Consider the following 23042-nt stretch of genomic DNA (forward strand, 5'->3'; position numbering starts at 1 on the left):
GTGACAGGAGGACATCCGTGAGCGCGACCGCGGACCACGCGGAGGAGCGGACCAACCCGGCGGCGAAGCTGGGGTTCGAGCCCGGACAGGTGGTCCAGGAGATCGGCAACGACGACGACGTTGATCAGGAGCTCCGCGAAGGTATCGAGGCCCTGATCGGCCAGGAGCTCGTCGACGAGGACTACGACGACGTGGCCGACGCCGTCCTGCTGTGGTTCCGTGATGACGACGGCGACCTTACGGACGCGCTGGTGGACGCCATCGGCCTGATCGACGAAGGCGGCCAGATCTGGCTGATGACCCCCAAGACCGGGCGTGACGGCTACATCGAGCCGAGCGACATCAACGAGGCCGCACAGACCGCCGGCCTCTCCCAGACCCGCAGCATCAACGCCGCCAAGGACTGGACGGGCAGCCGTATGGTCACGCCGAAGGGCCCCAAGCGCTGAGGCGACCGGGCAGACACTGCATGAGAGCCCCCCTCCGGGTCGAACCGGAGGGGGGCTCTGCGCGTAGGGTGGTCGCGATCTGTCGAGCTGATGCGAAGGGATGTCTCCTATGGCGATAGAGGTCGGTACGAAGGCCCCGGAGTTCGAGCTCAAGAACCAGCATGGCGAGACGGTCCGGCTCGCCGACTTCCGCGGTGAGAAGAACGTCGTGCTGCTCTTCTACCCGTTCGCCTTCACCGGCGTGTGCACCGGTGAGCTGTGCGCGCTCCGCGACGAGCTGCCGAAGTTCGTCAACGACGACGTCCAGCTGCTCGCCGTCTCCAACGACGCGCCGTTCTCCCTGCGCGTCTTCGCCGAGAAGGAGGGCCTGGAGTACCCGCTGCTGTCGGACTTCTGGCCGCACGGCGAGGTCAGCCGCGCCTACGGCGTCTTCGACGAGGAGAAGGGCTGCGCGGTGCGCGGCACCTTCGTCATCGACAAGGAGGGCGTGGTCCGCTGGACGGTCGTCAACGGCCTCCCGGACGCCCGCGACATCAGCGACTACGTGAAGGCGCTGGAAACCCTGTAACCAAGGCGCCGGAAACCCTGTACCCAGGGGAACCGCTCACTAGGATCAAATCGTTGATCCGATGGCAACCGCAACACAACAGGGGGCACACCGTGCTCCTGACGAACCTTTTTGGGAGGACTCGTGGGAGTCAGCCTCAGCAAGGGCGGCAACGTCTCGCTGACCAAGGAAGCCCCGAACCTGACCGCTGTCATCGTCGGTCTGGGCTGGGACGCCCGTACCACCACTGGCACTGACTTCGACCTCGACGCCAGTGCCATCCTGACGAACACCGAGGGCAAGGTCGCCAACGACCAGAACTTCGTGTTCTTCAACAACCTCAAGAGCCCCGACGGCTCCGTGGAGCACACCGGCGACAACATCACCGGTGAGGGCGAGGGTGACGACGAGCAGATCAAGGTGAACCTGGTCGGCGTCCCGGCCGATGTCGCCAAGATCGTGTTCCCGGTGTCGATCTACGACGCCGAGACCCGCCAGCAGAGCTTCGGCCAGGTGCGCAACGCGTTCATCCGCGTGGTGAACCAGGCCGACAACGTCGAGCTGGCGCGCTACGACCTCAGCGAGGACGCCTCGACCGAGACCGCCATGGTCTTCGGCGAGCTGTACCGCAACGGGGCGGAGTGGAAGTTCCGGGCCATCGGCCAGGGGTACGCCTCGGGCCTGCGCGGCATCGCGCAGGACTTCGGCGTCAACGTCTGACCCGCTAGTTCGTCCGTACCTCGGTACGCAAGGATCCGGCGCCGCACACCTGACAGGAGTGCGGCGCCGGCCGCGCTTGCGGACGGGACACCGCGGGACGACGACGCAGAACACATCTCAGGACACATGACATCGGGGAGGAAAACGCATCATGGGTGTCACGCTCGCCAAGGGAGGCAATGTCTCCCTCTCCAAGGCCGCGCCGAATCTGACGCAGATCCTGGTCGGCCTCGGCTGGGACGCGCGCTCCACCACCGGGGCGCCGTTCGACCTCGACGCCAGCGCGCTGCTGTGCCGCTCGGGCCGGGTGCTGGGCGACGAGTACTTCGTCTTCTACAACAACCTCACGAGCCCCGAGGGCTCCGTGGAGCATACGGGCGACAACCTCACCGGCGAGGGTGACGGGGACGACGAGTCCCTCCTGGTGGACCTGTCCAAGGTCCCCGCGCAGGTCGACAAGATCGTTTTTCCCGTGTCGATCCATGACGCGGATGCCCGTGGCCAGACGTTCGGGCAGGTCAGTAATGCTTTCATCCGTGTGGTGAATCAGGCCGACGGCAATGAGCTGGCGCGCTACGACCTGTCGGAAGACGCCTCCGGCGAAACCGCGATGATCTTCGGTGAGGTCTACCGCTACAACAGCGAGTGGAAGTTCCGGGCCGTTGGGCAGGGGTACGCGTCGGGGCTGCGAGGCATCGCTCTAGACTTCGGGGTCAACGTTTCGTAAAGCCGCGTACAGGCGCGGGGGAGACCCCTCACGAAGAAGGATTGGGTAGCCAGTGCTGCTGAAAACCTTTGGTTGGTCGTTCGCCGCTACGGTGGCCGGCCTGGCCTTGGCCGGAATTTTGTGGTCGTGGGAGGGGCTAGCGATCGTCGGGATCCTGTCGATCCTGGAGATCTCGCTCTCGTTCGACAACGCCGTCATCAACGCCGGCATCCTCCGGAAGATGAACGCCTTCTGGCAGCGGATCTTCCTGACCATCGGCATTCTGATCGCCGTCTTCGGCATGCGACTGGTCTTCCCGGTCGTCATTGTCGCCATCACGGCGAAGATCGGGCCGATCGAGGCGATCGATCTGGCGATCAACGACAAGGACCAGTACGAGCACCTGGTCACCGCCGCCCACCCGGCGATCGCCGCCTTCGGCGGAATGTTCCTGCTGATGATCTTCCTCGACTTCGTCTTCGAGGAGCGGGAGATCAAGTGGCTGGCGTGGCTGGAGAAGCCGCTGGCCAAGCTCGGCAAGCTGGACACGCTCTCCATCGTCATCGCCCTGGCCACTCTGCTGGTCACGTCCGAGATGCTCGCGGGGGACGTGGCGCACGGCGGCGGCGACAAGACCGCCACGGTGCTCCTCTCCGGTGTCGCCGGTCTGGTGACGTATCTGATCGTCGGCGGTGTCTCCGGCTACTTCGAGGAGAAGCTGGAGGAGTCCGAGGAAGAGGACGGCGAGGAGTCGGAGGGATCCGCGAAGGGCGCCGAGGCCGAGAAGAAGGGCGGTCCCACGGTCGTCGGGCTCGCCGGCAAGGCCGCGTTCGCCATGTTCCTCTACCTGGAGGTCATCGACGCGTCGTTCTCCTTCGACGGCGTCATCAGCGCGTTCGCCATCACCAACGACATCTTCATGATGGCGCTGGGTCTGGGCATCGGCGCCATGTACATCCGGTCGCTGACGGTCTTCCTCGTCCGCAAGGGCACCCTCGACGAGTACGTCTACCTGGAGCACGGCGCGCACTACGCCATCGGCGCGCTCGGCCTCATCCTGCTGATCACGATCAAGTACGAGATCAGCGAGGTCATCACCGGCCTCATCGGTGTGGTCCTGATCGCCGCCGCGTACTGGTCCTCGGTGGTCCGCAACCGGCGCGAGGCGGCGGACGGCGGCGGCTCGGAGAGGACGGAAGTCTCCTCCGGAGTGTGACCCGGGGGCGATTGAGGAACGCTGAAAAGCGGGGCGGCCGGAGGAGAAACCTCCCTACGGCCGCCCCGTGGCAGTTGGGCGGATGGCGACCCGGCCGGACGCGGTCGGCGGTGGGGGTGGTTGACGGTGGGCTTCTGGAGCAACTGGGGGCGGGGCGCGCAGCAGTTCGACAGCGGCGACGCCACCGGCGTGGTGGAACTGACCAAGCGGCGCGCCGCGATCTCGCTGACCAAACAGGGCGCCGCCGGGGGGAACCTGCGCGTCAATCTGTCCTGGCGGATGCGGACCTCGGACTTCGGCGGCAAGCGCGGCTGGGACCAGAGTCTGCTCCGGCACCCCCTGCGGATGTTCAAGCCCGAGATGGTGCAGGCCCAGGGCCCGGCGATGGTCAACGTCGACCTCGACCTGGCCTGCATGTACGAACTCCAGAACGGCGCCAAGGGTGTGGTGCAGCCGCTGGGCGACTTCTACGGCAGCCTCAACACCGCGCCGTACGTCCAGCTGAGCGGCGACGACCGGTTCGGATCGGGCTCCGGCGAGACGGTCTTCGTCAACCTGGACCACAAGGACGACATCAAGCGGCTGCTGGTGTTCGTCTACATCTACGACGGCACGCCCGCGTTCGACCGTACGCACGCCTTGGTGACGCTGTATCCGAGCAACGGGCCGCGGGTCGAGATCTCCCTCGACGAACGGGCGCCGGAGGCCCGCTCCTGCGCCGTGGTGATGATCGAGAACATCAAGGGCGAGATGGTCGTGCGCCGCGAGGTGAAGTACGTGTATGGCTTCCAGGCGGAGCTGGACCGGCTGTACGGGTGGGGGCTGCAATGGGGGCGCGGCTACAAGAAGACCAAGGTCTGACGGACGACCAAGGCCTGACGGACGACCACGGTCTGACGAGCCTGTCCGTGCCGGCCGGCTACCGCCGCTGGAACTGCGGGCCCTGCGGCGGCAGTGTGAAGGCCGGGTCCGGTATCGGCGGTGGGGCGGTCGGCGGCTGTGCCTGCTGCGGATAGCCGTAGGCCGGGGGCTGCGGGTAGCCGTAGGCGGGCTGCGGTGCGGGCGGTGCCGGGTGCTGCGGATAGCCGTAGCCGGGCGGCGCCTGCGGTGGGGCCGACGGCGGGGGCGGCATCTGCGGGTAGCCGTACCCGGCCGCGGCGGGCTGGGGCGCCGGACCCCAGGAGTCCTCGTCGACCGTCTGCCCGGGCGGAGGACCGGGGACACCCTGCGGCTCCGTCGGCGGAAGGGGAGCGGGCGCGGGCGCGCTGGGCGCGGGCGCGCTGGCACCGGACGGCTCGGGTGCGGGAGCGGCAGGCCGCGCGGGTTCGGGTGCCGGCGCGGCGGAGCGGGCCGGTTCGGGTACGGGAGTGGTGGAGCGGGCCGGTTCGGGGGCCGGCGCGGCGGAGCTCTCCTGCTCCCCGTCGTCGTCGACCGAGATGCCGAACTCGGTGGCCAGCCCGACCAGCCCGGACTCGTACCCCTGTCCCAGCGCTCGGAACTTCCACGCGTCGGCGCGCCGGTACAGCTCGCCGCAGATCATGGCGGTCTCCCGGCCGGTCTCGGCGGTGACCTTGAAGACCGCGATGGGCTCGGTGCCGGCGGGGGCGGCCGCGTCGTGGAGGAGCACGGTCAGGTCCTGGACGCGCCCGAAGGGACCGCCGTCCGCCGACGCGGCCAGCACGACACGGTCGACCCCCGCCTCCAGCGCGGTCAGATCGGCCTCGATGGTGTCCGTGAGCCCCTCCGGCAGCCGCTTCTTGGGCAGGTGCCGGACCAGCCCCGAGGGGTGCCGGGGCTGGTTGTAGAAGACGAAGTCCTCGTCTGAGCGCACGCGGCCGTCGGCGGCCAGCAGGAGCGCGGAGGCGTCCACGTCCGGTACGTCGGCGCCGGGGGCCCAGCGCAGCACGGCCCGTACGGCTGTGGCGTCCAGTGGGATGTTCGATCCCTTCAGCATCGCGTGCGTCATGTCCGCAATCCTGCCTTCCCATAGGGGGCGGGGACAACGCAGGGTAGGAGCGATGTGGATAGCGGGACACGCGGATGATGCGGAGGAGTTACTTGATTTTCATGGGCTTGGGGAACTCTTGACCCAACTTAGGACGTACGATTATCGGCCATGCTCGCAGCCTGCGAGCCCAGGAGAAGCGCCGGCGCAACGGGGAGATTTATGCAGCATTTCGGGCACCTTTCGGCTGCAGTGCGGAAGGAACTGTTCCACCGTGAGCCCGGCGAGTTCACCGCGGACTCGCCCGCGCGCACGCTGGCCATCGCCCTCGGTGCCACCCTCTACAGCCCGGCCACGCGCCCTCGACTCGCCGAGGACATCATCAAACAGGCAGGTCGCGGCGTGGTCTCCATGGTGCTCTGCCTGGAGGACTCCATCGACGACGGCGAGGTCGCCGAAGCCGAGGAGAACCTCGTCCGGCAGTTCGCGGAGCTGGCGGACCGGCATGCGGATGCCGCGCTGCCCCTGTTGTTCATCCGGGTGCGCACCCCTGAGCAGATCGCCGACCTCGTGCGACGCTTCGGAAAAGCGGTCCGGCTGCTGTCCGGATTCGTACTACCGAAGTTCACCGAGGAGCGGGGAGTTCCGTTCCTGGAAGCCCTGATAGCGGCCGAAACGACGCAGATCGCCGAGGTGCTGGGAGGGCGGCGGCTGTATGCGATGCCCGTACTGGAATCGCCCGAACTGCTCCATCTGGAGACCCGCGCCGAGACGCTGGGCGGCATCGCCCGCACCATCGACAAGTACCGCGACCGGGTGCTGGCGCTGCGTCTGGGCGTGACCGACTTCTGCTCGGCGTACGGGCTGCGCCGCGCGCCCGACATGACCGCCTACGACGTGCAACTCGTGGCCGGGGTGATCGCCGACGTGGTCAACATGCTGGGGCGCGCGGACGGCACGGGCTTCACGGTCACCGGGCCGGTGTGGGAGTACTTCAAACCCCACGAGCGGATGTTCAAGCCGCAGTTGCGGCGCAGCCCGTTCACCGGGCGCGCGGAGGCGCTGCGCACCGCGCTGATCGAACACGACATGGACGGCCTGCTGCGCGAGATCGAACTCGACCGCGCCAACGGACTCCAGGGCAAGACCTGCATCCACCCCACCCACGTGGCGCCGGTGCACGCGCTGTCGGTGGTCAGCCATGAGGAGTTCACCGACGCCACGGACATCCTCGGCCCGGAGCGCAGCGGGGGCGGAGTCCTCCGTTCGGCGTACACGAACAAGATGAACGAGGTGAAGCCGCACCGGGCCTGGGCCGAGCGGATCCTGCTGCGCGCCGAGGTGTTCGGTGTGGCACGCGAGGACATCAGCTTCGTGGAGCTGCTGGCCGCGGGGCTGCGGACCGTATGAGCCGTGGCGAGCACGGAACGGAGGCGAGGGCGAAGGTGACGGACGAGGGCACCGGCGGCGGCATGGGCGAGGGCGCGGACGAGGGCGTCGGCGGCGGCACAGGCACGGACAAGGGCACGGACGACGGCATGGTGTGGTCGGGACAGTGGGTGGCGGACCGGCTGGGCGTCGGACTCGACGGTGCCCCGGGCGGGGCGTCCGAGGGCGCGCGAGACGACCGGACACCGGAGACGGCACCTGACGGTGCGTCCGTCGGAGGGCGCCACGGTGCGTCGGAGCGGGGGCACGACGCCGTGTCCGAGGGGGCGCGTGATGCCGCGTCCGAGGGGGCGCGTGCGTCCGACGGGGCGCGTGACGTCGCGTCCGGCGGCGCCAGGCTGCGGGAGCTCCTGGGCCTCGCCCTCCGGCGCAACCCCAAGCGCGCCCATCTGCTCGTCTCCAACGTGCTGGGCAAGCACGTGCCGCAGCGCCCACGGACCGTCTACGAGGCGGGGCTGGGACTCGGCCGCCGGGTACGCGACCTCCTCGGCGACGACGCGGCTGCGCGCGCCGTCGTCCTCGGCTACGCCGAGACCGCGACCGGCCTGGGCCACAGCGTCGCGGACGGGCTGGCCCTCGCCCCGTATCTGCACTCCACACGGCGCCCCGTGCCCGGCGTCCGCGCGGTCGGCGGCTTCGAGGAGGAGCACAGCCACGCCACCTCGCATCTGCTGTTGCCGCAGGACCCGGAACTGCTGAGCGGGCGCGGGCCGCTGGTGCTCGTCGACGACGAGTTCTCCACCGGCAACACCGTGCTCAACACCATCGCCGCGCTGCACGCGCGCTACCCCCGCGACCGGTACGTGGTCGTCGCCCTGGTCGACATGCGGTCGGCGGCGGACCGGGCCCGGCTGGAACGCTTCGCGGCGGACCTCGGCGCCCGCGTGGACCTGATCTCCCTGGCAGCGGGCACGGTGACCCTGCCGGACGGCGTACTGGAGCGGGGGCAGCGGCTCGTCGCCGAACACGAGACGGCGGCGGCCGATGCGGCGACGGCCGATGCGGCGACGCGCGAGGCGGTGGCGCATGAGGCCGCAGCGCACGAGGCCGGGGGACATGACGCGGTAGCGGCGGCTGCCGCGGCCACCGGCCACGAGGCCGGGCAGCCCGTGCGCCGCGTGGAGCTCGGCTGGCCCGAGGGCCTGCCCGACGGCGGACGGCACGGCTTCACGCCCGAGCACCGGGCACAACTGAAGGCCGCGCTGCCGGACATGGCGGCTCGTATCGCGGAGGCGCTGGGACCTGCCCGGAGCCCGGAGCCTTCCCTCACACCGTCCCTTCGCGAACCAGGGGGATCCCCCCGGACCCCCCTTGCTCCTCCGGCACCGGACGGGCCCACTGCGTCTCGCCCCCAGGCCCTTGACGACCGGGGTGCGGGGCGGAGCCCCGGTTCCGGGAAGGTGCGGGGCGGGGGAGAGCCCGCCGAAGGCGCGACGCCGGTGCCCGAGCGCTCGGCCGCGACAGCCCCGCGCCCGGACACGGGGACGGAGCCGTACGCCGGCCCGGAGGCAGATCCCCGCCCGGCGGGTGAGCTGCGCCGTGTGCTCGTCCTCGGCTTCGAAGAGCTGATGTACGCACCCCTGCGGATCGCCGAGGCCCTTCAGGACCGCCTCGACGGGGTCGACGTGCGCTACTCCACCACCACCCGCTCACCCGTCCTGGCCGTGGACGACCCCGGCTACGCCATCCGCACCCGCCTCGCCTTCCCCGCCCACGACGACCCCGCCGACGGCCCCGGCGAGCGCTACGCGTACAACGTCGCTCCCGGCAGCGACCCCGCGCGCCGCTTCGACGCGATCGTCGCCGTGGTCGACTCCGCCGCCGACACCCCCCACCTGCACGCCCCGGACGGGCTGACGGCCCGTCTGGCCGCGCATACCGACCAGGTGCTGCTCGCCGTCGTGCCGTCCTACGTGCCCGCTCCCGCCCCCGGCACAGCCGCCGGCCCAGTCCGCGACACCGCCCCCGCCTCCCACGCCACCCCCGCCTCCCGCTCCGAAACCGAACAGGCGCCGCCCATGCCAGAACCGCTCCGCGGACCCGACTTCTCCTCCTACGCCCCCGAGGAGGTCGGCTGGCTGCTCCAGGACTTCTCCGACGTCACCCTCGAAGCGCCCACCGAGGAACGGGAGGAGGCGATCCAGAGCGGCGGCGCCCACTACGCCGAGTCGCTGCCGGTCGAGTACCAGCCCAGCGAGGCGTACCAGGCGCTGTTCCGGACCGCGCTCGACATCTCCGCCACCCGCATCGCCCGTGCCGTCGGAACCGTCACAGACACCGTGCTCGCCGAGCGGTCCCCCCGCCCCGTCCTGGTCTCCCTCGCCCGCGCCGGCACCCCCGTCGGTGTCCTCATGCGCCGCTGGGCGCGCCACGCGCACGGGCTCGACCTGCCGCACTACGCCGTCTCCATCGTGCGCGGCCGCGGTATCGACACCGCGGCGCTGCGCTGGCTGGCCGCGCACCACGACCCGGCCGACGTCGTGTTCGTGGACGGCTGGACCGGCAAGGGCGCGATCACCCGTGAACTGGCCGCCGCGGCCGCGGAGCACCCGGGCTTCGACCCCCGGATCGCGGTGCTCGCCGACCCCGGCCGCTGCGTGGAGACCTACGGCACCCGCGACGACTTCCTCATCCCCTCCGCCTGCCTCAACTCCACCGTCTCCGGCCTGGTCTCCCGCACCGTGCTGCGTGCCGACCTCGTCGGCCCCGGCGACTTCCACGGCGCCAAGTTCTACCGCGAGCTGGCCGGCGCCGATGTCTCCGGGCTGTTCCTGGACACCGTCGCCGCCCGGTTCGCCGACGTCGCGGCCGACGTCGCCGCGGACGTCAAGGAACTGGCGGCCGCCGACCGCACCCCCACCTGGGAGGGCTGGGCCGCCGTCGAGCGGATCAGCGAGGAGTACGGCATCCACGACGTCAACCTCGTCAAGCCGGGCGTCGGCGAGACGACCCGTGTGCTGCTGCGCCGCGTCCCCTGGAAGATCCTCGCCTCTCGCGGCGCGGGCGCGGATCTCGATCACGTACGGCTGCTCGCCGAGCAGCGCGGTGTACCGGTGGAAGAGGTCGACGCGTTGCCGTACACCTGCGTGGGACTCATCCACCCGCGCTACACGAAGGGCGCGACCGGCGCCGACGGAAAGGCGGTTTCCAGATGAGCGTGCTGGTGGCGAGCGATCTCGATCGCACCCTGATCTACTCGGCGGCGGCCCTGGGCCTCGACATGCCGGACGCCGAAGCGCCGCGCCTGCTCTGCGTCGAGGTGTACGAGGGCAAGCCGCTCTCCTACATGACGGAGGAGGCCGCCACGCTCCTCGCCGAGGTGGCCCGCACCTCGGTGTTCGTCCCGACCACGACCCGCACCCGGGAACAGTACGGCCGGATCCACCTCCCCGGCCCCGCACCGCGCTTCGCGATCTGCGCCAACGGCGGCCACCTGCTGGTCGACGGGGAGTCCGACCCCGAGTGGCACGCGACGGTGCGCGCCACCCTCACCGCCGAGTGCGCGCCGCTGGACGAGATCCGTACGCACCTGAACCGCACCGCCGACCCTGCGTGGCTGCTCAAGGAGCGCGTGGCGGAGGACCTGTTCGCGTACCTCGTCGTGGACCGGAGCCTGCTGCCCGACGGCTACGTCAAGGAACTCGCCGAGTGGGCCGGGCCTCTCGGCTGGACCGTCTCACTCCAGGGCCGCAAGATCTATGCCGTTCCCAAGCCGCTCACCAAGAGCGCGGCCGTCGCCGAGGTCGCCCGCCGCACCGGCACCGACGAGGTGCTGAGCGCCGGTGACTCACTGCTCGACGCGGACCTGCTGCTTGCCGCCGACCACGGCTGGCGGCCCGGCCACGGCGAACTGGCGGACGCGGGCTGGACGGCACCGCAGGTGACGGCGGTGCCCGAGCGGGGCGCGGCGGCGGGCGAGGCGATCGTCCGGGCCATCGCCGAGCACGCCTCCGTCACGCGCGCGAAGGCCCGCATCGAGGTCATCCGCGCCGTCTCCCGGGGCCGCGCCTGACGACGCGCCGTAGCGGCGGTCGGCTCCGCGACGACGCTCACCGGCAGCCACGCCCGACGAGCCACGGCCGACGAGTCAGGGGCCGACGAGCCCCGGCCGACGAGCCGCGGCGGACACTCCGGGAGCCGGCGCCGACGGGTCGTACGGTGAGTCAGCCGCGGCGCCTGCCCCGCCCCGGGCTGAGCAGGCGCACGGCGACGAACCCGGCGACCGCGAGCCCGGCGGCCGCCAGCACCACCTTGGAGTAGACCCCGACGTAGTCCGTGACGTCCTGCCAGTTGTCGCCGAGGCCGTAGCCGGCCAGGACGAACACGGAGTTCCAGATCAGGCTGCCCAGCGTGGTCAGGCCGAGGAAGCGCGGGAGCGGTATTCGCTCCACCCCGGCGGGCACCGAGACCATGCTGCGGAATATCGGCACCATGCGCCCGAAGAAGACCGCTTTGGTGCCGTGTCGGACGAACCACCGCTCGGTCCGCTCGATGTCCGCGGCCTTGACCAGCGGCAGCCGCGCCGCGAGCGCCAGCGTGCGGTCGCGGCCCAGCAGCGCGCCCACCCAGTACAGCGCGAGCGCCCCGACCACCGAGCCCACCGTGGTGCACAGCAGCACCGCGTACAGGTTCATCCGGCCCTGTCCCGCCGCGAACCCCGCCAGCGGCAGGATCACCTCGCTGGGCAGCGGCGGGAAGAGGTTCTCCAGGGCGATGGCCAGGCCCGCACCCGGCGCCCCGAGGCTGTCCATCAGGCCGGTGGCCCAGTCGGTGATGCGATCACTCATGTCCACCACGCTAGAAAGCGGGCGAGCCCGCGGCCATGAAGCCCGTACCCGACTTCACCGGGTACCCGTGCCACCCCGCAAACTGCGGAAATCCTCAGTGTCACCAGCCCGCCGCCCGGCTAGCGTTGGGCATCATGCGTGGATGGATTCGGCACGGGCTGCGGCTGGCGGCCGGGCTGCTCATCGGCACCTGCACCGCCGTCATCGAGCTGCTGTACGTCGCCGCGGCGGGCGTGGCCCTGCTCAGTGTGACGGCGTGGCCGACAACCCGGCAGCGGGTGCTGCGCCCGGTCACCGCCGGGGTGCGGTGGCTGTGCGAGGCGGAGCGGCGGCGGCTTGCCCGCTGCGCGGGACACGAGATCGCAGCCGACTACGCGGACCGGCGGGCCCTGCAGTATCTGGCGGTGCGCTGGGCGCTGGGCCTGCTCGGCGGACTGGTCCTGCTCTCCCTGGCCGTCGGCGCGCTGTACCTGAGCTTCCTGTTCTGGGGCTGGTTCATCATGTCCCGTGACACAGTGGTGATCGTTCTGTCCTCCGGCACCGGCGGCATCCTGCTGACCTTCCTCGGTGTCCAGGGCGTCATCGGCGTCGCCACGCTGGAAGGGCACCTGGCCAGGCACTTCCTCGGCCCCAGCCAGCAGGAAGTGATGGAGCGGCGGATCCGGCAACTGGCCAGCAGCCGCGCCGGCGTCGTGGACGCCGTCCACGACGAGCGCCGCCGTATCGAACGCGACCTGCACGACGGGGTGCAGCAGCGCCTCGTCGCCCTGGGCATGCTGCTCGGCCGCGCCCGCCGCAGCCACGACACCGAGAAGATCACCGCGCTCGTCGCCCAGGCGCACGCCGAGAGCCGCCAGGCGCTGACCGACCTGCGCGAGGTGGCCTGGCGGGTCTATCCGACCGTGCTGGACGAGGCCGGCCTGCGGGCGGCGCTGGAGACGGTCGCCGAGCGGTCCCCGATCCCCGTGCGGCTGGACTACGCGTTGCCCGCCGAACCCGCCATGGCGGTGCGCACCGTGGCGTATTTCGTGGTGTCCGAGGCCGTCACCAACGCCATCAAGCACTCCGCCGCCGACGCCATCGGCGTCGAACTGACCGGACACCGCCCCGACGGCCTGCGGGTCCGGATCACCGACGACGGCACCGGCGGTGCCGACCCGGCGGGCAGCGGACTGCTCGGGCTGCGCCGCCGCGTCGCCGCGCTCGACGGCCACCTCCGGGTCGACAGCCCGCCCGGCGGACCCACCACCATCACCGCGGAGCTGCCATGCGCCTGATCCTGGCCGACGACTCGACCCTGCTGCGCGAGGGGCTGATACGACTGCTCGCCGAGGAAGGCCACGAGGTGGTGGCCGCGGTCGGCGACGCCGAGGCGCTGCTGGCGGCGGTGGCCCGGCACCCGGACGTCGACGCCGTCGTGGTGGACGTACGCATGCCGCCCACGCACACCGACGAAGGGCTGCGCGCCGCCCTCAAGATCCGCGCCGGCCATCCTGACGTGGGCGTCCTGGTCCTGTCCCAGTACGTCGAGAAGCGGTACGCGACCGAGCTGCTGACCGGCGCGGGCGAGGGCATCGGCTACGTACTCAAGGACCGGGTGGTCGAGGTCGACGAGTTCCTCGACGCGCTGGACCGGGTCGCCGCCGGAGGCACCGCGTTCGACCCCGAGGTCGTCCGCCAGCTCCTGGTCCGCAGCACCCACACCGACCCCCTCAGCCGCCTCACCCCGCGCGAGCGGGACGTCCTCGACGCCATGGCCCAGGGACACGCCAACACCGCGATCGCCGAGCGGCTGCACGTCTCGCGCAGTGCCGTCGAAAAGCACATCAACGCGATTTTCGAAAAGCTCACTCTGCCGAGCAGTGCGGGTTACAGTCGCCGAGTGCTGGCCGTACTCCGTTACCTGGGAAGCTGAGAGGCACCGTGACCGAGACCAAGAACCCGCCGCTGACCCCCGAGTTGTACGACTACGTACTGGCGCACAACCCGCCACTGGACCCGGTCCAGCGTGAACTCGTCGACGTCACGCACCAGCGGCTCGCCGCGGAGGCCGGGATGCAGTCCGCGCAGGAGCAGGGCCCGCTGCTGGCCTTCCTGGTCCGGCTCACCGGCGCCCGGCTCGTCGTCGAGGTCGGTACGTTCACCGGCTTCTCCGCCCTCTCCATGGCGCAGGCGCTGCCCGCCGACGGACGGCTCATCACGTGCGACGTGTCGGAGGAGTGGACCGCGTACGGACGCGAGGCCTGGGCCAAAGCCGGTGTCGACGACCGCATCGACCTGCGGATCGCCCCCGCCCTGGACACCCTGCGCGCGCTGCCCGCAGAGCCGCACATCGACCTCGCCTACGTCGACGCGGACAAGGAGAACTACGTGGCGTACTGGGAGGAACTGGTCCCCCGCATGCGCCCCGGCGGCCTCATCGTCGCGGACAACGTCCTCTTCGGCGGCAAGGTCACCGACCCGGCGGCGACGGGCAATCCCGCCGCAATCCGCAGGTTCAACGACCACGTGGCCGCCGACGCCCGGATGGAGTCCGTGATGGTCACGGTGGCGGACGGTCTGACGCTGGCGCGCCGCCGGGCGGAGTGAGCGGAGCGGCGTGGGGGCTGTAGACCTGCCGCGCGACCTCCTCCGGTGACACCGCGCCTTCGTTGAGGGCCTTTCGCAGGGCCTCGGCGCGGGCGCGGGCGTCCGTACGGGCCTCGCGCGCGGCCTGGTCGGGATGGCGGGCGCGCCAGTACGGATTGTCGTGCCCGAGGGTCATGCTCACCCGCCCGTACATCCCGAAGATCATGAGCATGATCCCGACGGCAAAGCTGAACAGCACGTTCTGGATGCGGAACGCGAGGAAGTTGAGGTCGGTGCGCAGCAGCGCCAGATTGACGAATCCGCTGAGCAGAAAGCCGACGGCCACGACGCAGTTGACGGTGGAGGCGACGTTGCCGCCGATCACCATGCCCGCGAAGAGCAGCAGACCGACGGCGATGGAGAGCACGCTCAGCGCGCCGTTGGTGTTCAGACCGGAGACGGTGTCACCGCGCGTGTCGAAGAAGCCGACTTTGTCGATCAGCCCGAAGATCCCGAAGGCGAGCAACACCAGCCCCATGAGTCCGGCGCCGACGCGGTAGACCTGGCTCAGCCGGTGATCGAGGGGCAGATGCTCGTCGAATCTGATCCGCCGCGGCTTGGCGGGACGCGGCCTGGGGCCGCCGCGGAGACTGTGATCGCCGATGACCATGGACGGCCTCCCTTGGCGTGCACAGGCGTACGTAGCTCAAGCATCCGCCGCCCCGCCGCACGGCTCAACCGCAGCAGCCGCCTCCACAGCATCCGCCACCGCCGCCGCCCCCACCCGAACGCGGCGCGGAGGCGGTACCGCCGACGGCGACGGCGGAGAGCAGCTTGACCGTGTCGTCATGCCCGTCGGGGCAGCTGGCGGGGTCGGCGGAACGGGCCATGGGCCGGTCGACCTCGAACGTCGTCCCACAGGCGCGGCATCGGTACTCGTAACGTGGCATGCGAGGCAGCATAACCAGCCGAGCCGCAGGTCAGGCAGGGGTCCGCGGCGACGGACACAGGCGCGGCACGATGCGCACGGGCATGGCAGCACGCGCGCGGGGGAGCGGCACGACGGACACGGGCATGGGGTCACGCACGCGGGCGCGGCACGACGGACGCGGGCATGCGGTCACGCACGTGGGCGCGCCACGCGCGACGGACACAGGTATGGGTTACGCACGCGGGCGCGGCGCGGCGGACACAGGCATGGCACAACGCGCACAGGCGCGATGTGCGGCTCAGTGAGCGCCGCTGCCGCTGCCCCGCTCCTCGCGGATGACCTGGACGACGGCGGCCACCGCCTGCCGGACGGACTCCATCTCGGCCAGGAACTGCCACCAGTCGGGATGGCGCCCTTCCAGCGCGGTGACGGCACGGTCGACGCGGTCGACCGCGGCGTCCAGCGGCTGGGCGTGCCGGGGGTCGGGCGTGCTGCGCCCGGCCATCGCCAGCCGCTGCGCGTCACGGATCGCGAAGCGGGTGCGTTCGATCTCCTGCTGGGGGTCGAACGACACCTGGTCGAGTCGGCGCAGCCGGTCGCCGGCGGCCGAGACGGCCTCGTCGGTGGTGTTCAGCAGCGCGCGGACCGTGCTGAGCAGGGCAGTGGCGTCCGGCCATCGCTGCTCGTCGCGGGCGGTCTGCGCCTCCTTGAGCTTCTCGCGGGCGAGCGCCACATCGCGCGCGGCCTGTTCCGGCACAGGCTGGAGATCCTGCCAGCAGGCCAGGCTGTACCGGCGGCGCAGCTCGCTGAGCACCGGATCGACGCCGGAGGCGCGGGTGGTGATCGCCTCAGCACGGGTCCGCAGCGACACCAGCCGCCGGTCGGTCTCCGCCGCCCGCTCCGGCAGCCGATCCGCCTCCAGCCGCAGCGCCTCCGCCCGGCGCAGCACGTCGTCGGCGCGGCGGATGGTGTCCTGGACGCCGTGCTGGGCGGCGCCCTGGTTGAGCTTGGTCAGCTCGGGCGCGAGCGCGGCCAGCCGCGATGCGAGACCGTCGGCCTTGAGGCCGGAGGCGCGTACCGCGTCCAGGGCGTTGCTCGCGGCGAGCAACGCCTGCCGGGCCCGCTCCACGGCGGGTGCCAGCCGGGCCAGCTGCCCCTCGGCACGCCGCAACAGCGGCCCGAGGCCCTCCTCGAACCGCCGCAACTCGGCCTTGGTCCGCTCCAGCTCCTCACGGGCCCGTACGAGTTCGGCGCGGGCACGGGCGGCGGTTGCGGAGTCCAGGTCGTCGCGGTCGAGGTCATGGGCGTCCACCGCGGTGATGTAGGCATGGCTGACCTCGTCGATCCGCCGCCCCAGCGCGTCGAAGTCGGCCACGGCCTTCCGCCCGGCGGGGGAGTCGTCGACGGCGATGATCGTCTCGATGGAGATCCGCAGGTCACGCTGGGCCGTGTCGAGTTCGTAGAACGCGGCGGCGGCGGCATCCTTGGCGGCCTGCGCCTCGGCCCGCTGCCCTTCCCCTCGCCCGAACCACCGCCGCGTACCGCCCCCGGGGAACCCCGTCACATCCCTCTCCCGACCTCTCCCGCCAGACCGCCCCGGACCAGCCCCGGACCCGGATGTCATTCTCCCACCGTCAGGGACGAACCCGGGGAGGAGATCAGTTGCGCGGAACCACCGCCCTGACAGGGCCGCCGGGGTGCCGGTACGGCCCCGTCGGTGGTTTGCGAAGCCGGGGTAGGGGCCATGTAGGCTGTCAGCTCATGCCAGGGCGCATAGCTCAGCGGTAGAGCGCTGCTCTTACAAAGCAGATGTCGGCGGTTCAAATCCGTCTGTGCCCACCAGCGCGAAGGCCCCCAGTTGATCATGGCTGGGGGCCTTTGACATCCACTTTTGACATCAACGCGGACGGTCAGTCCCGGTCGACGCGCCTCCTGAGCAGCCGGTCCATATGGCTCACGGCCTCGCACTGGGTGTCCTGGACGACGTGGGTGTAGACGTTCATGGTCACGGCGATCTGGCTGTGCCCCAGGATCTCCATCACCACGCGCGGCGCCGGCGGCGGTGAGCAGCGTGGCGCAGCCGTGCCGGGCGTCGTGCACCGGATCACCAACAGCTCGGCGATTTCGGCGACCCGGGCGAAGGAGCGGTACACGTTACGCGGTTCCATCGGGCGGCTGGCGCGCGCGTGGTCGTTGCTTTACCGGACAAGTCCATAGACTGCCCGACGCGCTGGAAGCTCACGGGGCCATGATCTCTCGCCCCAAAGCAGCTCCAGCCCAAAGCTGCTCCGCCGACCTCACGGTTAGTCTCAAGCGCACCGTGGCTCCGCTGTCAGTGCCAGTCGTTAGCATGTCGCCATGACTGGCAGTCGACCTGCAATCCCGCGCGAGCTTCGACGGCGTGTTCTGATTGAGGCTGGCCATCGTTGCGCAATTCCGGCGTGTCGAGCCACGCCCGTGGAAATTGCCCACATAGCCCCATGGGTGAAGGTGAAAAAGCATGAATTCAAAAACTTGATCGCCCTGTGCCCCACTTGTCACACGCGATTCGACGATCCGCATAATCCATTGGATCGCAAGGCCATGCGGCAATATAAAGCCAACTTAAATCCCCTCCTGTCGCTAGAAGTCGACGGAAAAGGGGATCAGGTGAGGCGGATTGCCGCCTATCAAGACTTTCGGGCCCAGTTCGGTGCATGGGTGCGAAGCTTGCAGGAATTCGGTGCGGTCAAGTCCAAGCGGAAGGCAACCCCGGAGGATGCCGAACGCGCCAGGCATGTGACAGCTGACACTTTTGCAAGTGCACTTATTTCCGCACTAGACTTCCAGAATCGCTGGAAAGGCACCCGAGCTGACGACATCGCCAATGCGATTTTTTACCACGTGGCCGACTGGGCCGACGAGCTAAGTGCTAGCGAATTTCCTGCGCCCCGAAGCTTGGGTAGGCGCGATATCGCAGATGAGATTTCGGAGGCCTCCATCGACCTGCATCTAGCCGTGTGCGTGGACGTTGGGATTTTAGGCCCAGAAGACGTCTAATCGAACCCCACATACTTATGCCGTCAGGGCCTGTGTGCCGCCCGTGGCCATAGCAGTAGCAGGCGGAAAGCCGGGTGCGGTGCAGCAACCCCAGCAACTGGCCACGTCCTACAGCATCCTTGTGAAGCCGTAGCGCAACCGGTATGACCCTCACCCACCGATCCACATAGAGCTACGGATCAGAAGGCTTCTGACATGCACGGCTGACATCAACGACACGGGACAGAGGTGTACACCAGCATCTCTGTCCGGTCGCCTACCGCAGCCGGAGCGGACTCGGATCGAACTTACAAAGCAGATGTCGGCGGTTCAATTCCGTCTGTGCCCACCAGTGCGAAGGCCCCCAGTCGATCATGGCTGGGGGCCTTCGGCGTTCAGATGTTCAGGGTCTGGCCGGCAGGGGCTGGCGTCGGGTGTGTGCGGCGCTCTGTGAGCAGCAGGCCTGCTGTCAGGAGGACGACGGCGGCCGCCGAGACGTGCACGCTCAGGGCTGTTGCGATGGTGCCGCCGTGTGTGGCGACCGCGAGGGCGTCGCCCAGTGGGATGGCGGCGTCGACCAGTACCACCCATCCCAGGGCGCGGCGCTGGCCCAGCGCGAGCAGGATGAAGACGGTGGAGCCGACGGCCAGGTCGCGTACGCCCTTCACGACGAAGTAGCCGTCGGCGTTCCCCTGCGGCCAGGGTTCGATGCCGAAGCCGGTGGGCGCGCCGTCCGGGTTCAGTAGGAAGGTGAGCCCGAAGAACATGACCGCGGCGCCGGTGAGGAGCGTCAGAACATTGGTGACGCGCTGCTTGGACATGAGTCCCCCGTGGGAGTCGTCGGGCCGAGGGCCCGGCTGTATCTAGGGTTGCGAGCGATGCTAGCCCTAGCGATGCTCTTGCGTCTAGCGGTGCTAGAATCTGCTCATGGCGGTGCAGCGGCGCCGAGAGCGCGAACGAGCGGAGCGGCACCGGTTGATCGTCGAGGCGGCCCGTGAGCTCGCCAAGGCCGAGGGGAGGGGCGCGGTGACCACGCGCCGTCTGTCTGAGCGTGTCGAGTACAGCCAGCCGGTTCTCTACAGCCACTTCGCGTCGAAGGGCGCGATCGTGGCGGCTGTCGCCGTCGACGGGTTCGGCGAGCTTGCCGCCGCTCTGCGCGGCGCCCGGGCGGCCGGCGCCGACGCGCCCGCGGTCTTGCGTAGCCTGGCCGACGCTTATCTGGAGTTCGCCAGGGCCCGGCCCGCGGTCTACGCCGCCATGTTCGTCCGAGAGGTCGATGTCGAGTTCGGCACCGAGGCGTCGCCCGCCCCCTTGAAGCGGCCTTCGGTGAGTTCCTCAGTGCGCTGGAACCCCTGGCGGCCGTTCGCGGCGACGACCCGGAGACCCTCGCCGAAGTCGTCTGGAGCACCCTTCATGGGCTGGCCGCCCTCACCGCGGGCCACCGTCTTCGCCCAGACCAGCACGGCGCACGCGTGGAGCTGCTGATCGGCCAGGTCGCCGCGCCGCCGGCCGGCTAGCGCCGTTCGCCGGAGCCTGTGTGCGACCTAAGTCGCTTTGTTCAGGGGGCAGTTCATACCTCCGTCGTGGATGCGCAGACCATCGGCTGACGACTCGGAGTGCCGCCGCCGGCCAGACTGGGAACCACAGCGCGGCACGGTGAGACCGCGAGAGGTGGACGCACAGACGGGGAGGCGCGGTGCGGGGTGAGGGGATCAGCCGGGCGCGGTTCCTGGGCGGGGGTCGTGAGGCGGAACCGGTCACGCGAGCCTACGGTGGTGTGAGAGCGCACCGAGTGGATCAGCCGGTCAGCCGGTCGGGAGGAGACCGTGATGGAGGAGCACTTCGTCTGGATGACAACGCGCCACATCAAGCCGGGCATGCTGGACGACTTCGAGAGGGCGTGGCGGCCGGCGCCGTACCCCGAGGGGCTTCGCCACGCCTACGCGTACTGGTCCGAGGACGGGCGGGAGATCGTCGGGGTGTCGTTCTGGGACTCCAGGGAAGCGTGCGACGCCTATCGAGCGTCCGACGCGGAGACGCAGCGGCGCGCGGCCATGGCCCGCTACGTCACCGACGAACGGGACGCGTTCTATCGCGGCCGCGAACTCGCCATCCCTGTGCGGTAGCCACTGCCGTCCTGCCGCAGGGGCGCAGGCGGTGGAGGGGGCCTGCTCGTAGCGGGCGGCGAGCGACCTCTCGTGCTGATTTGACGTGTGTCAACATAGAGATATGTCGAATACCGAGGCGCTGCCGGTCCAGGAGTCGGAGGTCGTGCCGTGCTGCCCGCCGCTGACCGAGCGCCCGCTGTCGGCCGAGGAGGCCGAGCGCACCGCCGCGATGTTCAAAGCGCTCGGCGATCCCGTCCGGCTGCGGCTGTTCTCCCTGGTGGCCTCGCACGCCGGCGGAGAGGCGTGCGTCTGCGACATCTCCGATGTCGGAGTCTCCCAGCCGACCGTCTCTCACCACCTGAAGAAGCTCAAGGAGGCCGGACTGCTCACCTCTGAGCGGCGCGGCACCTGGGTGTACTACAGGGTGGCTCCTCCGGCCCTGGCGGCCATGGGGCAGATGCTCGCCGCCTGGCGGTGACCGCCCGCCCGTTGCCTGGAGGCGATCCCCAGCGCGGCCGGGGGAGGGGGGAACGGATGTGTCGCTGAGCGATGAGTTTTCCGCTGGGACGGAGTCTGAGTATCTGAAGCCACTTGGACCATCATGGAACGGAGCACGCCATGGCGAAGCTGACGCTCACCGCCTTCCTCTCATTGGACGGGGTCGTGCAGGCCCCAGGAGGGCCCGGCGAGGACACCAGCGGCGGTTTCGAGTACGGGGGCTGGGTGGTCCCGTACGCCGACGAGGACATGGGGCGGATCGTCGTCGAGTGGTTCGGCGGGGCGAGTGCCTTTCTGCTGGGCCGCCGTACGTACGAGATCTTCGCCGCCTACTGGCCACGGGTCACCGACGAACAGGACCCCATCGCCACGCGCCTCAACACCCTGCCGAAGTACGTCGCCTCCACCACCTTGGACTCGCTGGACTGGCACAACTCCACGCTGCTCGGCACGGACGTGCCGCAGGCCGTGGCCAAGCTCAAGAGCGAACTGGACGGGGAGCTCCAGATCCACGGCAGCGGCGCCCTGGCGCAGTCCCTGATGGCACACGACCTCATCGACGAGTTCCGGCTGCTGGTGTACCCGGTGGTCCTGGGTACGGGGAAGCGGCTGTTCGCCGACGGCGCCGTGCCGACAGCGCTTCGGCTGTTGGACAGCAGGACCACGGGCGCCGGAGTCGCGGTCCACACCTACCAGCTCGCGGGGCGCCCCACGTACGGCTCGTTCGACCTCCCGGACTGACTCCGCACGGCCGGGTGGTGCCTCGCTGGGAAGAACCCTCGGTTGGGTGGTGCCTCGTGGGGGGAGCTCGGCCGGGTGGTGCCTGGCTGGGGGAAGCTCGGCCGGGTGGCGCCTCGCCGGGTGACGGCTCGCCAGGCGGCGTGGTCGTGTGACGTTCTGCCGTTCCCCACCCGGCCACCGGGGCGACGTCCGGCCATCCATCGAATGCCCGTACGCTGCTGCCGACTTGACCCCACGGAACTCAAGGCGGCACACGTATGCAGAAGTCCCGGCTCACGAGCGGGGCGGCGACCCTCGCGCTCCCCACGGCAGTCATAGCGGCCCTCGCCGTACCCGCACCCGCGCACGCGGAGCCGGAGCGGGCCGCGGCCGCGTACTCCGAGACCACCGGAGTCGGCGTGCACAACGCGTATGAGCAGGCAAAATACCCCTACCTCGCGGACGCGCTCGACTCCGGCGCCGGGCTACTGGAGCTGGACGTATGGACCAACTTCACCAGCAGCCGATGGCGCGTCTCGCACAGCAACCCGATAGGCAACACCAACAACTGCGAGAACGCGGGCTCCGCGGCCGAGCTGCGCACCAAGTCGCGCAACCAGAGCCTGGACGGCTGCCTCGCCGACATGCGGGCCTGGCACGATGCCCACCCCGGCCACCCTCCCATTCTGGTCAAGGTCGAGATGAAGGACGGCTTCAACGACCGAAGCGGCCGGGGCCCGGACGAGTTCGACGCGCTCGTCAACGCCAAGCTGGGCGACGCCGTCTTCCGCCCGGCCGACCTGCTCGGGGGGCACGCGACGCTGGACGACGCGGTGCGGGCGGACGGCTGGCCGGGCAGGGACGCGCTCGCCGGCAAGTTCCTCTTCGAGCTGCTGCCCGGCACGGTCGAGGAGAACAATCCCTTCGACTCGCTGTGGACGGACCGCGAGTACGCCACCCGGCTCCGGGACCTGGCCGCCGCCGGACAGCTGCGGCAGGCGACCGCGTTCCCCGCCGTCCACAAGGCGGAGCCTGGCGATCCGCGCCGCCGGTACGCCGACACCTCCCTGCGCCCCTGGTTCGTCGTCTTCGACGGGGACGCGTCGGCGTATGTCCAGAACGGCATCGACACCGCGTGGTACGACCAGCGGCACTACCTGCTCATCATGACCGACGCGCACAACGTGTCCCCGGAGATCGACGCGACCCGGCCAGCCGAGGCCGATGCCCGGGCCCGTGTGGAGCTGCTGGCGGGCAAGCACGCCAGCTTCGCCACGGCGGACTGGTACCCGCTGCCATCCGTGCTGTCGATGGTGGTCCCGCGCGGCTGACGTGTTCAGCGGCTGGTCGTTGCCGTCGTTGGTCTGGACCGGCACCCTG

Annotated in this window: 24 protein-coding genes, 1 tRNA gene and 1 pseudogene; 19 read left to right on the forward strand and 7 right to left on the reverse strand. The window is 70.2% G+C overall.

Annotated features, from left to right (window positions below):
- The first annotated feature begins 17 nt into the window (after positions 1–17).
- From ACQUSR_RS23785 to ACQUSR_RS23810, 6 genes are all read left to right on the forward strand, one after another.
- A complete protein-coding gene (locus tag ACQUSR_RS23785) occupies positions 18–449 on the forward strand; it encodes a DUF3052 domain-containing protein (protein ID WP_431044636.1) in 432 nt (143 codons plus the stop codon).
- Positions 450–558: 109 nt separating this feature from the next.
- Positions 559–1017 (forward strand): peroxiredoxin, encoded by a 459-nt coding sequence (locus ACQUSR_RS23790; RefSeq protein ID WP_431044637.1) that lies wholly within the window; start codon positions 559–561, stop codon positions 1015–1017.
- Between the two features lie 123 nt (positions 1018–1140).
- Positions 1141–1716: a TerD family protein gene (locus ACQUSR_RS23795; protein WP_431044638.1), complete on the forward strand. Its 576-nt coding sequence runs from the start codon at positions 1141–1143 to the stop codon at positions 1714–1716.
- A gap of 151 nt (positions 1717–1867) precedes the next feature.
- Positions 1868–2443, forward strand: a complete 576-nt coding sequence (locus tag ACQUSR_RS23800) for a TerD family protein (protein WP_431044639.1) — start codon at positions 1868–1870, stop codon at positions 2441–2443.
- Positions 2444–2495: 52 nt separating this feature from the next.
- A complete protein-coding gene (locus ACQUSR_RS23805; protein ID WP_431044640.1) occupies positions 2496–3638 on the forward strand; it encodes a DUF475 domain-containing protein in 1143 nt (380 codons plus the stop codon).
- Positions 3639–3764: 126 nt separating this feature from the next.
- Positions 3765–4499, forward strand: a complete 735-nt coding sequence (locus tag ACQUSR_RS23810; protein WP_431044641.1) for a TerD family protein — start codon at positions 3765–3767, stop codon at positions 4497–4499.
- A gap of 58 nt (positions 4500–4557) precedes the next feature.
- Here the strand turns inward: ACQUSR_RS23810 and ACQUSR_RS23815 are convergent, their stop codons facing one another.
- A complete protein-coding gene (locus ACQUSR_RS23815) occupies positions 4558–5604 on the reverse strand; it encodes a TerD family protein (RefSeq protein WP_431044642.1) in 1047 nt (348 codons plus the stop codon).
- 201 nt (positions 5605–5805) lie between these two features.
- Here ACQUSR_RS23815 and ACQUSR_RS23820 point away from each other — a divergent pair, with 201 nt between their 5' ends.
- From ACQUSR_RS23820 to ACQUSR_RS23830, 3 genes are read left to right on the forward strand one after another with little or no spacing between them, the layout of a single operon-like run.
- Positions 5806–6993 carry an HpcH/HpaI aldolase/citrate lyase family protein gene (locus tag ACQUSR_RS23820; protein WP_431044643.1) on the forward strand — a complete coding sequence of 396 codons (1188 nt, stop codon included), beginning with the start codon at positions 5806–5808 and terminating at the stop codon, positions 6991–6993.
- Entirely contained in the window at positions 6990–10187 is a 3198-nt protein-coding gene (locus ACQUSR_RS23825) for a phosphoribosyltransferase domain-containing protein (RefSeq protein WP_431044644.1), read from the forward strand. Before ACQUSR_RS23820 ends, ACQUSR_RS23825 begins: the two co-directional genes overlap by 4 nt.
- On the forward strand, positions 10184–11044 hold the full coding sequence (locus tag ACQUSR_RS23830) for an HAD family hydrolase (RefSeq protein WP_431044645.1): 861 nt from the start codon (positions 10184–10186) through the stop codon (positions 11042–11044). The genes ACQUSR_RS23825 and ACQUSR_RS23830 overlap by 4 nt, the downstream gene beginning before the upstream one ends.
- Positions 11045–11195: 151 nt before the next feature.
- Here the strand turns inward: ACQUSR_RS23830 and ACQUSR_RS23835 are convergent, their stop codons facing one another.
- Positions 11196–11819, reverse strand: a complete 624-nt coding sequence (locus ACQUSR_RS23835) for a DedA family protein (protein WP_431044646.1) — start codon at positions 11817–11819, stop codon at positions 11196–11198.
- Between the two features lie 134 nt (positions 11820–11953).
- On the opposite strand from ACQUSR_RS23835, the gene ACQUSR_RS23840 reads away from it, so the two are divergent.
- From ACQUSR_RS23840 to ACQUSR_RS23850, 3 genes are read left to right on the forward strand one after another with little or no spacing between them, the layout of a single operon-like run.
- On the forward strand, positions 11954–13096 hold the full coding sequence (locus ACQUSR_RS23840) for a sensor histidine kinase (protein ID WP_431044647.1): 1143 nt from the start codon (positions 11954–11956) through the stop codon (positions 13094–13096).
- Entirely contained in the window at positions 13087–13734 is a 648-nt protein-coding gene (locus ACQUSR_RS23845; protein ID WP_431044648.1) for a response regulator, read from the forward strand. Before ACQUSR_RS23840 ends, ACQUSR_RS23845 begins: the two co-directional genes overlap by 10 nt.
- A gap of 8 nt (positions 13735–13742) precedes the next feature.
- Positions 13743–14408, forward strand: coding sequence for an O-methyltransferase (locus ACQUSR_RS23850; RefSeq protein ID WP_431044649.1), 666 nt, complete (start codon positions 13743–13745; stop codon positions 14406–14408).
- Here ACQUSR_RS23850 and ACQUSR_RS23855 read toward each other — a convergent pair.
- The 3 genes from ACQUSR_RS23855 to ACQUSR_RS23865 all read right to left on the reverse strand — a co-directional run bounded on the left by ACQUSR_RS23855 (position 14362) and on the right by ACQUSR_RS23865 (position 16942).
- Positions 14362–15057: a DUF4383 domain-containing protein gene (locus ACQUSR_RS23855; RefSeq protein WP_431044650.1), complete on the reverse strand. Its 696-nt coding sequence runs from the start codon at positions 15055–15057 to the stop codon at positions 14362–14364. The genes ACQUSR_RS23850 and ACQUSR_RS23855 overlap by 47 nt on opposite strands.
- Before the next feature lie 64 nt (positions 15058–15121).
- On the reverse strand, positions 15122–15337 hold the full coding sequence (locus ACQUSR_RS23860; RefSeq protein ID WP_431044651.1) for an FmdB family zinc ribbon protein: 216 nt from the start codon (positions 15335–15337) through the stop codon (positions 15122–15124).
- Positions 15338–15616: 279 nt separating this feature from the next.
- Positions 15617–16942, reverse strand: a complete 1326-nt coding sequence (locus ACQUSR_RS23865; RefSeq protein WP_431044652.1) for a hypothetical protein — start codon at positions 16940–16942, stop codon at positions 15617–15619.
- 143 nt (positions 16943–17085) lie between these two features.
- Here ACQUSR_RS23865 and ACQUSR_RS23870 point away from each other — a divergent pair.
- Positions 17086–17160 (forward strand) — tRNA-Val (locus ACQUSR_RS23870).
- A 68-nt stretch (positions 17161–17228) separates the two neighbouring features.
- Here the strand turns inward: ACQUSR_RS23870 and ACQUSR_RS23875 are convergent.
- Positions 17229–17501: pseudogene (locus tag ACQUSR_RS23875) on the reverse strand (tyrosine-type recombinase/integrase); the annotation flags it as partial.
- A 175-nt stretch (positions 17502–17676) separates the two neighbouring features.
- On the opposite strand from ACQUSR_RS23875, the gene ACQUSR_RS23880 reads away from it, so the two are divergent.
- Entirely contained in the window at positions 17677–18357 is a 681-nt protein-coding gene (locus tag ACQUSR_RS23880) for an HNH endonuclease (RefSeq protein ID WP_431044653.1), read from the forward strand.
- Between the two features lie 374 nt (positions 18358–18731).
- Here ACQUSR_RS23880 and ACQUSR_RS23885 read toward each other — a convergent pair whose 3' ends face one another.
- Entirely contained in the window at positions 18732–19157 is a 426-nt protein-coding gene (locus ACQUSR_RS23885; RefSeq protein ID WP_431044654.1) for a DUF4267 domain-containing protein, read from the reverse strand.
- Positions 19158–19263: 106 nt separating this feature from the next.
- Here ACQUSR_RS23885 and ACQUSR_RS23890 point away from each other — a divergent pair, with 106 nt between their 5' ends.
- The 5 genes from ACQUSR_RS23890 (at position 19264) to ACQUSR_RS23910 (ending at position 22993) form a co-directional block, all read left to right on the forward strand.
- On the forward strand, positions 19264–19821 hold the full coding sequence (locus tag ACQUSR_RS23890; RefSeq protein ID WP_431044655.1) for a TetR/AcrR family transcriptional regulator: 558 nt from the start codon (positions 19264–19266) through the stop codon (positions 19819–19821).
- A gap of 344 nt (positions 19822–20165) precedes the next feature.
- A complete protein-coding gene (locus ACQUSR_RS23895; RefSeq protein ID WP_431044656.1) occupies positions 20166–20462 on the forward strand; it encodes a hypothetical protein in 297 nt (98 codons plus the stop codon).
- A gap of 103 nt (positions 20463–20565) precedes the next feature.
- Positions 20566–20922: an ArsR/SmtB family transcription factor gene (locus ACQUSR_RS23900; protein WP_431044657.1), complete on the forward strand. Its 357-nt coding sequence runs from the start codon at positions 20566–20568 to the stop codon at positions 20920–20922.
- A gap of 140 nt (positions 20923–21062) precedes the next feature.
- A complete protein-coding gene (locus tag ACQUSR_RS23905; RefSeq protein WP_431044658.1) occupies positions 21063–21683 on the forward strand; it encodes a dihydrofolate reductase family protein in 621 nt (206 codons plus the stop codon).
- A gap of 257 nt (positions 21684–21940) precedes the next feature.
- Positions 21941–22993 (forward strand): phosphatidylinositol-specific phospholipase C domain-containing protein, encoded by a 1053-nt coding sequence (locus ACQUSR_RS23910; RefSeq protein WP_431044659.1) that lies wholly within the window; start codon positions 21941–21943, stop codon positions 22991–22993.
- The last annotated feature ends 49 nt before the right edge of the window (positions 22994–23042 follow it).

It is taken from the genome of Streptomyces sp. P1-3, from assembly GCF_050613155.1.
In the GTDB taxonomy this organism is placed as follows: Bacteria; Actinomycetota; Actinomycetes; order Streptomycetales; family Streptomycetaceae; genus Streptomyces.